Source organism: Planobispora longispora (assembly GCF_016863135.1).
Classification (GTDB): Bacteria; Actinomycetota; Actinomycetes; order Streptosporangiales; family Streptosporangiaceae; genus Planobispora; species Planobispora longispora.
In genome coordinates this window covers 119,250-132,947 of the sequence record NZ_BOOH01000021.1, presented here as the reverse complement: position 1 = coordinate 132,947, position 13,698 = coordinate 119,250, and the positions used below count along the sequence as shown (strand labels likewise).

At 73.2% G+C, this 13,698-nt stretch carries 11 protein-coding genes; 6 read left to right on the top strand and 5 right to left on the bottom strand.

Annotated features, from left to right (window positions below; genetic code table 11):
• Positions 1–102 precede the first annotated feature (102 nt).
• Positions 103–2,199, bottom strand: coding sequence for a M6 family metalloprotease domain-containing protein (locus Plo01_RS14635; RefSeq protein ID WP_239316325.1), 2,097 nt, complete (start codon positions 2,197–2,199; stop codon positions 103–105).
• A 161-nt stretch (positions 2,200–2,360) separates the two neighbouring features.
• On the opposite strand from Plo01_RS14635, the gene Plo01_RS14630 reads away from it, so the two are divergent.
• Positions 2,361–3,431, top strand: a complete 1,071-nt coding sequence (locus Plo01_RS14630; protein ID WP_203891117.1) for an amidohydrolase family protein — start codon at positions 2,361–2,363, stop codon at positions 3,429–3,431.
• Positions 3,432–3,643: 212 nt separating this feature from the next.
• The gene (locus Plo01_RS14625; RefSeq protein ID WP_203891116.1) at positions 3,644–4,183 is read left to right on the top strand and encodes a DinB family protein; all 540 of its coding nucleotides are present in this window, start codon (positions 3,644–3,646) and stop codon (positions 4,181–4,183) included.
• Here Plo01_RS14625 and Plo01_RS14620 read toward each other — a convergent pair.
• Positions 4,170–5,726, bottom strand: a complete 1,557-nt coding sequence (locus Plo01_RS14620; protein WP_203891115.1) for a sensor histidine kinase — start codon at positions 5,724–5,726, stop codon at positions 4,170–4,172. The two genes, Plo01_RS14625 and Plo01_RS14620, sit on opposite strands and share 14 nt — an antisense overlap.
• A gap of 161 nt (positions 5,727–5,887) precedes the next feature.
• Positions 5,888–6,589, bottom strand: a complete 702-nt coding sequence (locus Plo01_RS14615; RefSeq protein ID WP_203891114.1) for a response regulator transcription factor — start codon at positions 6,587–6,589, stop codon at positions 5,888–5,890.
• 252 nt (positions 6,590–6,841) lie between these two features.
• On the opposite strand from Plo01_RS14615, the gene Plo01_RS14610 reads away from it, so the two are divergent.
• Together Plo01_RS14610 and Plo01_RS14605 are read left to right on the top strand one after the other, a co-directional pair.
• A complete protein-coding gene (locus Plo01_RS14610) occupies positions 6,842–8,380 on the top strand; it encodes a gamma-glutamyltransferase family protein (RefSeq protein WP_203891113.1) in 1,539 nt (512 codons plus the stop codon).
• A gap of 69 nt (positions 8,381–8,449) precedes the next feature.
• A complete protein-coding gene (locus Plo01_RS14605; protein ID WP_239316323.1) occupies positions 8,450–8,734 on the top strand; it encodes a DUF5709 domain-containing protein in 285 nt (94 codons plus the stop codon).
• 33 nt (positions 8,735–8,767) lie between these two features.
• Here Plo01_RS14605 and Plo01_RS14600 read toward each other — a convergent pair whose 3' ends face one another.
• Positions 8,768–9,418, bottom strand: a complete 651-nt coding sequence (locus Plo01_RS14600; protein ID WP_239316321.1) for an HAD family hydrolase — start codon at positions 9,416–9,418, stop codon at positions 8,768–8,770.
• A gap of 34 nt (positions 9,419–9,452) precedes the next feature.
• Positions 9,453–10,325 carry a MerR family transcriptional regulator gene (locus tag Plo01_RS14595; RefSeq protein ID WP_239316319.1) on the bottom strand — a complete coding sequence of 291 codons (873 nt, stop codon included), beginning with the start codon at positions 10,323–10,325 and terminating at the stop codon, positions 9,453–9,455.
• A gap of 68 nt (positions 10,326–10,393) precedes the next feature.
• Here Plo01_RS14595 and Plo01_RS14590 point away from each other — a divergent pair, with 68 nt between their 5' ends.
• Together Plo01_RS14590 and Plo01_RS14585 are read left to right on the top strand one after the other, a co-directional pair.
• Entirely contained in the window at positions 10,394–12,817 is a 2,424-nt protein-coding gene (locus Plo01_RS14590; RefSeq protein ID WP_203891111.1) for an ATP-binding cassette domain-containing protein, read from the top strand.
• Positions 12,818–12,926: 109 nt separating this feature from the next.
• Entirely contained in the window at positions 12,927–13,649 is a 723-nt protein-coding gene (locus Plo01_RS14585; protein ID WP_203891110.1) for a Crp/Fnr family transcriptional regulator, read from the top strand.
• Positions 13,650–13,698 lie beyond the last annotated feature (49 nt).

Genomic DNA, 13,698 nt, shown 5'->3' with positions numbered 1-13,698 from the left:
GAACGGCCGATCCGGCCCGGTGACGGGACGCGGCCGGCGGGTGACGGGGCACGGCGCGGACGGCCGTGCCCCGTCGCGGTTCTCCCGCCGGATCCGGTCCCGCTACAGGCCGATCACCCGGCAGGTCGCCCTGGCCGTCTTCGACGGGTCGCTCTCGGAGACGGCGGTCAGCGTGACCTTGGCCAGGCGGCTGCCGCCCGGCGCCCGCACGGCGTGGACGTCCGCCGCCGTGCGCCGGCCGGCCTCCGCCGACGCCAGCGCGTTCGGCAGCGAGACCGTCCAGCCGCGGCCCTCGACGGTGGCCGACAGCCGGTAGACGTCACTGTCCAGGTAGGCGCTCACGTCCTCGGGGTGCTGTCCCTGGGCGGGAGCCTTCCCGCCGGTGTTGAACAGCGGGAAGCGGCAAGTCGAGTACCCCTTGCCGGTGGGGATCCCGGCCGCCGGGAGCAGCCGCACGCCGCGCCTGGCCGGTCCGGCGCCGTCCAGGGAGCGGAGCGCGACCGTGTAGGAGAGCAGGCCCTGGCGGTCCCGGTGCACGTCGAGCACGTAGAAGTGCAGGCGGTTGGCCTCGTCGACGTACTCGAACTCGCTGCCCGAGCCGGTTCCCGCGTGGAACAGCGCGTCGGAGAGCTGGCGGTAGTCGCCGATCGTGATCGGCACGGCGGTGCCGTCCGGCAGGACGTAGTCGGTCATCCCGATGTCCTGCGGGTTGGCGTCGATCACCCACTCGAACGGCGCCCGGTCCTCGTTCTTGGTCTTGGCCAGCAGCACGCCGGAGTCCGGGGTGAAGGAGTCGGAGCCCATCCGGTCGACGACCTCGACGGTGTAGTTCTCGTAGCCGCCGCCGTCGCAGAACGGGTCGGTGGCGACGTCGCAGGCCGGGCTCTTGTCCCCGGTGTCGAAGGCGATGTTGACGCCCGACAGGCCGTTCCCGGCCGGTTGCACGACGCGGGCGGTCACCCGGGCGACCACCAGGCCGGACTCGTCGAGCGCCTCACGCGACAGGCGCAGGACGTTCTCCTCGTCCACCATCTTCAGTTTGATCTTGTTGCGGAGCATGTGCTGGGCGCCCATCGAGGCGCCCGCCGTGGGCGGGATCAGCCAGCGGCTGTGCGGGCCGCCGGGCCCGTTGAAGGTGCCCCGGCTGAGCATCTCCCAGATGCCGGAGTAGGCCCGCCGCGGCGGGACCCCGTACGGGTTGTTGTAGTTGTCGCCGATGCCGAGGATGTGGCTGAGCTCATGGGCGTAGACGCTCTGGCCCGAGCTCTCGGCCTGGACGGAGGAGCCGCCCCCGGCGTTGGGCCAGATGGAGGCGGCCGAGGCCCAGGAGGTCCACTCGACGTAGCGGGTCCTGGCCCAGTTGGGCAGGGCCGGGTCCGGCGGGCCGAACTCGTCGGTCACCGCCTCCTTCGTCGGGAACTTCATCGGCCCGAACTCCTGCCAGGTGGCCGACTCGTCCTGACCGGCGCTGAGGTAGAAGACGAAGTCGAACCCGGCGGGGACCTCCGATCCCACGTCCGCGATCCAGGCGGCGCGCCCGTCGGTCCTGATGTTCTTGTTGCAGGCGTCCCCGGCCGGGCAGGCGGTGCCCGCCTGGAACTCCATCGCGTACTCGTGGGACTTGCCGGGCATCTGGTACGGCCCGAAGGCGGTCAGGTCGACGCCGTAGCGCCCGGCGGAGTCCTCCATCCAGTACTCGTGGATGGTGTGCCCGCGGTTGAGCTGGTTCGGGGTGTTGAGGAAGTCCTTGTAGAACTGGGCGACCTGCTCACGCGGGACGTCGTGGGCCTCGGCGCTGGGGTTGCCGAAGACCGTGGAGCCCTTCGGCTGGGTGACCGCGAACGGCTGGTTGGGGTAGTCGAGCAGGACCAGCGCGCCGCGGAAGGTGCGCTCGGACCCCTTGACCGCCGGGTCGGCCCAGTTCGTGCCCGGCGGCTTGACGTAGTCGGCCCACGTCATGTGGTCGGGGTTCTTCCAATTCTGCGGGTCGATGGGCGCGGGCCCGTCCGGGCGCTGCTCCCGCAGGGCGGCCGCGGGCCCGTCCTGCTGCCAGGGCTGCTGCTGCGGCCAGTGGTCCAGACGCCAGGGATGCTCGGGATCGGGGGACGGCTCTGCGGACGCGGGGGTTCCGGCGAGGCCGAGGGGGAACAGGATCGCTGCCGCGACCAGGGCCTTCACCAAACTGGGGGGTTTGATCACGTTAAATGACGCTATATATCTGCCCCAAGGAGATCAATGACCCCGGGCAGACCAGAACGGACACGGAGCACGTCAGTCGGAATTTTTCCCTCGCGGGGTATTTGAGAAGAGCGGGTCACCGCATTTAATCTCCCGGAGAGGACAGACGGACAGGAGTGCCTATGCCCACGCGCGCCGGCCAGTTCCTCGGCACGCGCGCGCCCTCGACGACGGTGGTGCACAGCGCGCCGATCGTCCTGCCCGTCTCCGGTCCGCCGGTCCCGTACGGCGCCATCGCCGTACGGCAGGACCGGGTGATCGCCGTCGGTCCCCGCGAAGAGATCGAGGCCGCCTACCCCGGCTCCGACCCGGTGCGCTGGCCGGGCATGATCGTGCCGGGGTTCGTCGACGCGCACGTCCGGCTCGGCCGCGACTTCGCCCCCGCCCACCCCCACGGCGTCACCGCGGTCGCGGGCGTGGCCGCCGACCTGGAGGACGCGGCCGTCGTCGGCGAGACCGGCCTGGACGGCGTGACCTACCTGGAGACGCGCTGCGCGAGCGAGGAGCGCTGGGAGGGCGGTGAGCGCGACCGGCTCATCACCGCGATCCGCGAGGTGAACCACCCCGGGATCATCGGCATCGCCGCGCACTCCCCCGATCCGGTGGTCATGGAGGACCTGGCCATCCTGTCCCGGACCTTCGGCCTGCGGCTCCTGGTCGAGCTCGGCCGCCGCACCGCCGGTTTCCTGGACGAGGTGGGCGCCCTCGGAGACGGCGTCCACGTCGTGCTCTCCGGCCCGCTCGACGAGGCCGACCGCAAGCTCCTGCGCATCCGCGGCACCGTCGCCGCCGTCACCTCCCCGTTCGCCGCCGAAGGCATGCTCGACGGCGAGAACCCGGTCGCCCTCGGCACCCGCACGGGCGACGACCCCCTCGCCCTGGCCCGCCTGCTCCGCCAGGCCCTCCCCCGCGACCCCGGCCTGGACCACCTCCTGGTCGAGGCGCTGACCCTCGGCGGCGCCGGAGCCGTCGGCCTGGCCGAGGGCCCCGGCCGCCTGGGATGCCTGGAACCGGGCGGTCGCGCCGACTTCGCCGTCTTCGCGGTCGAGGCCACCCCGGCCACCGCCTGCACCGCCCTCCTCCAGGAGGGTCCGGGCCGCTGCCTGGCCACCTTCACCGCCGGCCGCCCCTCCCGGCACCGTACGGCCCCGTACGAACTCCCCGGCCCGGCCGACACCGCCGCCGCCGGCTGACCCGATTCAACAGATCATCAGGAGAGAACCGCACGCCGTTCCCCTGTCCGCGACCTGCATTCAAGAGCAGATCACGGGTGCGTGAGTTCCAGCGCTGAGTGTCGCTGCTCCGGCGCGAGGACGAACCCGCACTCAGGGAACCCGGACTCGACCGCTCGGAGGCCGTGGACGGCCCTGGTCCGGTGGCGGTTCCGTCGATAGGCTCACCGTCCATGATCTCCCTGGACGATCAGGGGCGGCCGGAACCTCCCCTCGCGGCCGACGAGGCCGCCACCCTCACGGGCTTCCTGGACTACCAGCGCGCGACCCTGGCGTGGAAGTGCTCGGGGCTGGACGCGGCCGGGCTGAGGGCGACCGTCGGCCCCTCGTCGATGACCCTGGGCGGGTTGCTCAAGCACCTGTCATACGTCGAGGACCTGTGGTTCTCCCGGTGGCTGCACGGGCGGGCCCCGGAGCCCCCGTGGGACGCGGTGGACTGGAAGACCGACCCCGACTGGGACTGGCACTCGGCCGCCGGGGACACCCCCGAGCAGCTCCATGCGCTCTGGCAGGGCGCCGTGGCCCGCTCCCGCTCACTCGTCGCGGAGGCGCTGGCGGGCGGCGGCCTGGAGCAGCCGGCCCGGCGCTCCTGGCCCGACGGGAAGACGCCCAGCCTGCGGTGGATCCTGGTCCACATGATCGAGGAGTACGCGCGGCACAACGGCCACGCCGACCTCCTCCGGGAAGAGGCGGACGGCCTCACCGGGGAGTAGCCGCCGGCAGGCGCACCTCGACGCGCGTCCCGGCGCCGCCGTGCGAGCCGGTCACGGTGACCGCGCCGCCGTGCAGCGCCACCTGCTGGCGGACCAGGGTGAGGCCGAGCCCGGAGCCGGGGCTGCCGGTGCGGCGGTGGAAGCGGGCGAACACCCGCTCCCGGTCGGCGGGCGGGATGCCGGGACCGGCGTCCTGGACGACGAGGACGGCGACGCCGCCGCCATCCGGGGCCGGGGTGGCCGTGCTTGCCGGGAGTGCCGGGGACGGCGGCACGGGAACCGCCGAGGTCGCGGAGAACGACAGGGTGACGGTGATCGTGGCGCGTCCGTGGGGGTCCGCGCCGTGGATCGCGGCGTTGTCGAGCAGGTTGTCCACGATCACCCTCAGCCCCTCCTCCCATCCGCGCACCCGCGGGCCGTCCGCGAGGGCGATGGTGATCACGGCGCCCGGGTGGCGGCTCCGGGCGTCCTCGGCCGCGGCGGCGACGATCTCGGTCAGGTCGGTCCCGGTGAAGGTCGCGGGATCGATCAGGTCACCGCGGGCCAGTCCGCGCAGCAGCGTGATCAGCCGTTGCATCCGGGAGTGCTCGGCGATCAGGTCCGCGACGGTCTCGGCCCGCTCGGCCGGGTCCAGGCCGGGATGGTCGAGCAGGCCCAGGTTGGCGCCCATGCTGGTCAGCGGGGTCCTCAGCTCGTGCGCGGCGGTGGCCGCGAAGGCCCGGGCGGTCTCCAGCGCCTCGCCGGTGCGCGCCACCGCGGCGTCCCGCCGGTCCAGCAGCTCGTTGAGCAGACCGGCCAGCTCGTCGATCTCGGTCACTCCTGAGCCGGTCGCCAGCCGGGCCCCCGTCCGGGGCTGCGTGTCGATCCCGCGCGCCTGTCCGTGGAGCACCGTCAGCGGCCGGACGGCCAGGCGGCCGAGCCCGAGTCCGGCCAGGGCGCCGGCCCCCGCCGCCACCAGCGTGGTCAGCACCACTCTGCCGGTGAGCGCCCGGATCCGCCCGGCCAGGCGGTCCTCCGGATCGAACACCCACAATCGGCCCCGGTCCCCCCGCACGCCGAGGTCCACCGCCGCGAACCGCCACCGCCGCCCGCCGTCGGCGCCGTCGCCGTCGCCGCCGACGGTGCTCCCGGTGCCGACCGAGCCGCCGGTTCCATCGGCTCCATCGGCTCCATCGGCTCCATCGGTGAAGGTGGCCGGGCCGGTCTCCCCGGTGGCGGGCAGCGTCGCGGGCACGGCTCCGACGACGAGCGGCTCGGCCCCTGCGACGTCGAGGTACACACCGCCCGAGCTCTCGCCGCCGGTGGCCGCCACGGCCAGCCGCTGCCCCAGGAGGTCCGGCAGCGCCGTCCCGGGCGACAGGTGGACCCGCCGGGCGTAGGTCAGGGCCATCGGCGCCAGCGCGCGCAGCCGTACCGCCAGCTGCCGGTCCCGTTCGGCGCGCAGGTCCTGGACGGCGAGGCCGAGCACGAGCGCCCCGGCCAGCAGCACCAGGAGCGGGACCAGTACGGCGAGGCGGACCGCGAACCGGGTGGACAGCCGCATGGCCCGGCGCCGTGGGCGGCGCGGATCCCCGGCGGCGCGTCCCCGGGCTCGACGTGGATCTCCGGCAGGGCGCGGATCCCCGGCCGGACGTCCCCGGGCGGGACGCGGATCCCCGGCCGGACGGGAGTCTCCGGCGGGACGTCCCGGGGCGGATCGCGCGTTCATGACCGGGGCTCCCGCAGCACGAACCCGACCCCCCGCACCGTGTGCACCATGCGGGGCTCTCCTCCGGCCTCCAGCTTGCGCCGCAGGTAGCCGACGAAGGTGTCCACGGCGTTGTCCGTCACCTCGAAGTCGTATCCCCAGACGCGTTCCAGCAGCACCGGCCGGGACAGCACGATCCCCGCGTTGCGCGCCAGGACCTCCAGCAGGTCGAACTCCCGCCGCGTCAGCTCGACCCCCCGGCCGCCCACGGCGACCGCGCGGGCGGCCGGGTCGATCGTCAGCGGGCCGAGCCGGACCGCCGCGCCGGGGGCACGGCCGGCCCGCCGCAGCAGGGCGCGCAGCCGCAGCACCAGCTCCCGCAGGTCGAACGGCTTGACCACGTAGTCGTCGGCCCCGGCGGCCAGCCCCGCCACCCGGTCGTCCACCTCGTCCATGGCCGACAGCATGAGCACCGGCACCTCCGACCCGCGGGCGCGCAGCCGGGCGCACACCTCCGTCCCGGACAGTCCCGGCATCGAGACGTCGAGGACGACGGCGTCGGGCGGGGAGGCGCAGGCCGGGGAGGCGCCGGTCAGCTCCAGTGCCCGCTCTCCGGAGTCGGCGGTCTCCACGCCGAAGCCCTCCAGCCGCAGACCTCGCCGCAGGGCCCGCAGAATCGCCGGGTCGTCGTCGACGACGAGGATTCGCTGCCCGGACATGGGCCTCCTCTACGGGTCGGGGAGGGACGGGGGGACCGGTGGACGGCGGGGGGCGACGCGACCTGGCGGATCCGCCGGGATGCCCGCCACCTTATTGCGGCGGGACGGCATGCGGGGGAGGCGCATCGCGGAGATCGAGGCACCACGGAGATCGAGGCACCACGGAGATCGGGACACCGCGGAGGCGGGGCTGCCGTGGGGACGGCGGTGCCGGCTCCGTCGGCCCGGCACGGGGGCCGTACGCTCGGGAACATGCACAACACCCGCTACGCGCGCTCCGGAATGGTGTCCACGGTCGATCATCTGGCGTCCAGAGCCGGGGTCGCGATGCTGGAGCGGGGCGGGTCCGCGGCCGACGCCGCGGTCGCGGCCAACGCCGTGCTGGCGGTGACCGCACCGCACATGTGCGGTCTGGGCGGAGACCTGTTCGCCCTGGTGCACGACGGGTCCGGCGCGCCCGCGGCGCTCAACGCCTCCGGCCGGGCGGGGTCGGGCGCCGACCCGGAGCGGCTGCGGGCCGAGGGGCACGAGCGCATGCCGTTCCACCACGACGTCCGTTCCGTGCCGGTGCCCGGCTGCGCGGACGGGTGGCTGGCCCTGCACGGCCGGTACGGCAGGCTGCCGCTGACCGAGGTGCTGGCCCCGGCGATCGGCTACGCCACCGACGGCTTCCCCGCCTCGCCGCTGCTGGCTCCCGCCCTGCCGACGGTCGGCCCGCTGTGCGAGGACTTCGCCTCCGCGCGGTCGGCCGGTGAGCTGATCCGGCGGCCGGGTGTGGCGCGGGCGTTGAAGGCGCTGACCGGCGGGCGGGACGGGTTCTACCTGGGCGAGTTCGGGGAGGGGCTGCTCGCCGTCGGCGGCGGCGAGTATACCGAGGACGACCTCGCCGGGGACGGCGCGCAGTGGACGGATCCGCTGCGGACGCGGGTCTTCGGGCACGACGTGTGGACGATGCCGCCCAACTCGCAGGGCTACCTGCTGCTGCTCGCACTCGCCGTCGCGGAGGGCCTCGACCTGCCCGCGGACCCGTCCGACCCGCTCTGGGCGCACCTGCTGGTGGAGTCGGCCCGGGTCGCCGGGCACGACCGGCCCGAGCTGCTGTACGAGGGCGCGTCCGTCGCCGCCGCCCTGGACTCGGCCGCGGCGCGCCGCGCGCTGGTCGATCCGTCCCGGCGGCTCGCGGTGCGCGACCTGGCCGCCGCCGGCGACACCACCTACCTGTGCGCGGTGGACGGCGACGGCATGGGAGTCTCGCTGATCCAGTCCAACGCCGCCGGGTTCGGCAGCCTGGTCTTCGAGCCCCGTACCGGGATCAACCTCCACAACCGTGGCATCGGGTTCTCCCTGGTCCCGGGCCACCCCGCCGAGTACGGCCCCGGGCGGCGACCCCCGCACACCCTGGTCCCGGCCCTGATCACCCGCCCGGACGGGTCCCTCCGCGCGGTCGTGGGCACCATGGGCGGCGACGCCCAGCCGCAGATCCTGCTCCAGGTCGTCACCCGTCTGCTCGCCTGCGGCCAGACGCCCGGGGAGGCGATCGGCGCCGCCCGCTGGCGGCTGGGCTCCGGCGGCACCGGCTTCGACGCCTGGCTGGCTCCCGACGAGGCCGCGGTGGAGGTGGAGGAGGGCGCCCCCTGGGCCGAGGGTCTCGCGCGGCGCGGCCACCCCGTCGGCGCGCTGCCGTACGGCTCCGCCTTCGGCCACGCCCACCTCATCGACGTCCTCCCCTCGGGCGTGCCGGCCGGGGCGGCCGACCCCCGCTCCCTCATCGGAGCCGCGCTCGGGGTGTGAGCTGCGGTTTTTCGAGTTGATATGGGGTATTTATCCGGTATGAGTCAAATGCCTCCCGACCGTTTCGGGATGAGCGACGAGCAGTCGGTCGAGGTCGAACAGGCGACCAGCGACCTCGGTTTCAACCATGAGATCGTGGAGGACGACCCGCAGCACCGCGACACCCTCGACGAACGGCTGCGCCGCGAAGCCCCGGAACGCGAGCGGGCCCACCGCTCCGAGGACCGGCTGGTCGCGCCCGACGCGGGCATCGGCCCCGACTGGGCGCGTGAGTCCTACGCCATCGACGTCGGCCGCGACAGCGGCGACCTGTCCGCCGAGGAGCGCGCCATCCACATCGAGTCCGACCGGTAGATCCGCCCGCCCCGCCCGCGACGGGGCGGGCGGCTACCGGCGCCGGAGGGCGGCGACCAGGCCGGGGAAGTCCGAGACGACGTGGTCGGCCTGGGCCGCCTCCGGACGGGCCGCGTGGAGATACCCCCAGGGCCCGCGGCGGATCAGGGCGGTCCGCATGCCCGCTGCCCGGGCGGGGAGCACGTCGTTGTCGAGACGGTCGCCCACGTAGAGGATCTCCCCCGGCTCACGGCCGGAGACCGCGACGACCTCGGCGAAGAACGCGGGGTCGGGCTTGGCGACGCCCCAGCCGTCGGAGGTGTAGACGGCGTCCACCGGCAGGTCCATCGCGGTCAGCGCGTCGTAGGCCTGCGGCGGCTGGTTCCCCGCGATGATCAGCTCGTAGCCGAGGTCGCGGAGCGCGGCCAGGCCGGGCCGTACGTCGGGATAGAGGTCGTCGGCGTCGAAGTTCACCCGGAGCCCCTCGGGGTCGTCGCGCTTCCACGCCTCCTGCTCGGCCTCGACGTCGAACCCGGGCCTGACGATCTGGAACGCCTCGGCGAAGGACCGGTCGAGCGCGGCCATGCCGCCCAGCACGCCGAGCATGGTGAACCGGGTGACGCCGAGCCGGTCCGCCCAGCGCGACCAGATCCGCGTCTCGTCGATCAGGGTCTCCCCCACGTCGAACACCAGCGCCCGGATCACGGCACCCTCCCCCTTCGCTCCGGCCCACCGAATCTTATTCGCAGGACTGGACGGGGCCGTCCCCCGCCACGGCGAGGGCCCCGGGGACGAGCCCCAGCGCCACCAGGTGCCGGTGGAGAAGACTCGCGCCTTCGAGCATGACGGCCGCCCGCTCGATCAGTTCGGCCTGGCGCTGCGCGATGGCCGCGCGCAGCGCGTCGCTGCCGCCGGTGCGGCGCAGACCGTCGAGGATCGGTTTGATGCGGGTCAGGGGGTAGCGGCTCTGGCGGAGCAGCCGGATCATCCGCGCGTCCCGCACGTCCGCCGCGTCGAAACGGCGATATCCCGTGCCCGCCTCGCGCCCGGGGGCCAGCAGCCCCGCGGACTCCCACAGCCGCAGGGCGGAGGTGCGCACCCCCAGGTAGACGGCCACTTCTCCGATCCGCAGGCCCGGCCGCGGCACCTCCTCGGCGTCCGGCGCCTGCTCCGCGACGGCCTCCAGCGCCTCGCCCGCCGCCCGCAGGGAGAGCCGTTGCTCGTGCAGCGCGGCGTGACCGGCGTCCATGAGGGTGAGCGCCTGGGGCAGGTCTCCGGCGTGGACGGCCTGCATGATCGATCGGGCGGTGTGCAGGCCGTACCCCCGCTCCAGCGCCCGGTAGGCGAGCAGGGCCCGGCGGTGCCGGGTGTCGAACCTGCGGTAGCCGGAGGGGGTCCGCGGGGCCGGGGGCAGGATGCCCAGGTCGGCGTAGTTGCGGATCTGCTGGGTCGAGAGGCCCACCAGCCGGGCCAGGTCGACGGGGCGCAGCCCGGCCGGCGCACGCCCTCCCGGCCGCCCCGGCCGATGGCCCGCCGAACGGTCCGGCAGATGGCCCGCCGGCCGCTCCGGCATCGGCCGGGCTTCCCCGGCGGGTTGAGGGTTGCCGTTCATATTCCCAGGATTATCCCCGACTTCCGCTGAAAAGTATTCATAGGAACTTCAATGAGACACTTGAACGCATGAATGTCGGCAACAGTTCAGGAGCACCCGAGCGTCACGTTTCACCGGAAGAGAACGGCCGCCTGCCGGAAGGCGGCGCCGCCACGGAGGCGGCACCAGCCCCGGCCTCCGGCCGCCCCGACGGCGGCGCCCTCCACCGCGACGGTGCGGGCGGGCCGGATCACGCCGCCGCGGACAGCCACGACCGCATCCAGGTCCGCGGCGCCCGGGAGAACAACCTCACCGGGATCTCCCTCGACATCCCCAAGCGGCGGCTCACCGTCTTCACCGGGGTCTCCGGCTCCGGCAAGTCCTCACTCGTCTTCGACACGATCGCCGCGGAGTCGCGGCGGCTGATCAATGAGACCTACACGGCGTTCATCCAGGGGTTCATGCCGCCCCTCAACCGTCCGGACGTGGACACGCTGCACAACCTGAGCGCGTCGATCATCGTCGACCAGGAGCGGATGGGCGCCAACGCCCGCTCGACCGTGGGCACCGCCACCGACACCTACACGATGTTGCGGATCGTGTTCAGCCGGATCGGCGTCCCGCACGCCGGCCCGGCCTTCGCCTTCAGCTTCAACACCCCGCAGGGCATGTGCCCGGGCTGCGAGGGCCTCGGCAAGATCACCGACATCGACGCCGACGAGCTGGTCGACCGCGAGCTGTCCCTGAACGAGGGCGCGATCAAGGTGCCCGGGTTCGGGGTGGACACCTGGTACTGGCAGGTGATGGCGAACTCGGGCTTCTACGACCCGTCGGTCAAGCTGAAGGACTTCACCCCGCAGCAGTGGGAGGACTTCCTGCACAGGCCGACCACCAAGGTCAAGATCGGAACCAGCAACCTCACCTACGAGGGGCTCGTCGTCCGGGTGCGGAAGCAGTACCTGGGCAAGGACCGCGAGTCGTTGAAGGGTCAGGCGCGGGCGTTCGCCGACCGGGCGGTCAAGCTCGTCCACTGCGCCGACTGCGACGGCACGCGGCTGAACGAGGCCGCCCGCTCGGCGAAGATCGACGGCCTCAGCATCGCCGACTGCTCGGCGATGCAGATCAACGATCTGGCCGAGTTCCTCAGGAAGATCCACGACCCCGTCGTCGGACCGGTCCTGGAGAACCTGCAGTCGACGCTGGACTCCCTGGTGGAGATCGGCCTGGGTTACCTGAGCCTGGACCGGGAGTCCGGCACGCTCTCGGGCGGCGAGGCCCAGCGGGTGAAGATGGTCCGGCACCTCACCTCGAGCCTGAGCGACGTCACCTACGTCTTCGACGAGCCGACCGCCGGGCTGCACCCGCACGACATCCAGCGGATGAACGGCCTGCTGCTCCGGCTGCGCGACAAGGGCAACACCGTGCTCGTCGTGGAGCACAAGCCGGAGATGATCGGGATCGCCGACCACGTGGTCGACCTCGGCCCCGGCGCCGGCTCCGCGGGCGGCCGGCTCTGCTACTCCGGCGACCTGGCGGGACTGCGCGCGTCCGGCACCCTGACCGGCAGCTACCTCGACCACCGGGTCGAGCTGCGCGAGAGCTTCCGCCGGCCCTCCGGGCACTTGCCGATCCGAGGCGCCACGCTGCACAACCTGCGCGGCGTCGACGTCGACATCCCCCTCGGCGTGCTGACCGTGGTCACCGGGGTCGCCGGGTCCGGCAAGAGCTCGCTCATCCACGGCTACGTCTCCGGCCGGGAGGGCGTGGTGGTGGCCGACCAGTCGCCGATCCGCGGCTCGCGCCGGAGCAACCCGGCCACCTACACCGGGCTGCTCGACCCGATCCGCACCGCCTTCGCCAAGGCCAACGGGGTCAAGCCCGCCCTGTTCAGCGCGAACTCCGAGGGCGCCTGCCCGGCCTGCAAGGGCATCGGCCTCATCTACACCGACCTGGCGATGATGGCCGGGGTGGCGACGGTGTGCGAGGAGTGCGAAGGCAAGCGCTTCACCCCCGCGGTGCTGTCGTACACGCTGCGCGGCAAGAACATCAGCGAGGTGCTGGAGATGCCGGTCGCCGAGGCGGTCGAGTTCTTCACCTCCGGTCCCGCGCGGGCCATCCTGGACCGCCTGTCGGCGGTGGGCCTGGGCTACCTGGGCCTGGGGCAGCCGCTCACCACCCTGTCCGGAGGCGAGCGGCAGCGCCTGAAGCTGGCGGTCAACATGGCCAGGAACGGCACCACGTACGTCCTGGACGAGCCGACGACCGGCCTGCACCTGGCCGACGTCGACCACCTGCTGGGCCTGCTGGACCGGCTGGTCGACGACGGCAACACGGTCATCGTCATCGAGCACCACCAGGCGGTCATGGCGCACGCGGACTGGATCATCGACCTCGGTCCGGGCGCCGGCCACGACGGCGGCCAGGTCGTCTTCTCCGGCACCCCCGCCGAACTGGTCGGCTCCGGCACGTCCCTGACGGCGATCCACCTGCGGGACTACGTGAACCGGCCGTAGCTCCGGGTTCCCTCGCCACGCGTCCGGATTCGTCCGCCGCCCGGTTGATGAACCGGGCGGCGGGTGAAAGATTCGTCAGCACAGGCACATCTCCTCCGGAGGAACGTGCGTGGCGAGGGACCAGTCGAACGACTCGTTTGCCCGGGCGAGTTTTCTCGCCCTGCTGTCCGGCCCGCTCAGAGCCCGGCTGCTGAGCCTGGGGGTCACCGCCCACCGCCCCGCCGGGCACGAGCTCATCCGCCAGGGTGACAGCGGGGACGTGGTGTTCCTGCTCATCGACGCGATCGTGAAGATCACCGCGATGGCGGAGAACGGCAGCGAAATCCTGCTCGCCGTCCGGGTGAGCGGGGACGTGGTGGGCGACATGGCGGTGCTGAACGAGGCCCCGCGCTCGGCGACGGTGACGACCTGCGGCCCTTCGGCCGTCTGCGTGATCAAAGGCCCGGTCTTCCTGGACTTCCTGCGCAGGTCTCCCGAGGCGGGGCTGGCCCTGAACCGCCTGATCAGCGATCGCCTGCGCTGGGCGAACCAGCGCAGGCTCGACTTCGCGGGCTACGAGGCCGACATCCGCCTGGCCCGTCTCATCCTGGCGCTGGCGGAGCGTCACGGCCGGCGCGCCGCCCAAGGGCTGGACCTGGGAGTCCCGCTCACCCAGGCGGAGCTCGGCGCCCTCATCGGGGCGAAGGAGGCGACCGTGCAGAAGGCCCTGCGGGAATTGGCGGACCGGAAGCTGATCCGGCGTGGCCGGCGGGGCGTGCTCATCGTGGAGCCCTGGGAACTCGCGAAGTTCGCCGAGACCCCCGACACGATCGAACGGCCGAGGGCCCGCTGACCCGAAGCCCTATTAATCCGGGTTCGGCATGTTCTATCGGGCTCATGGT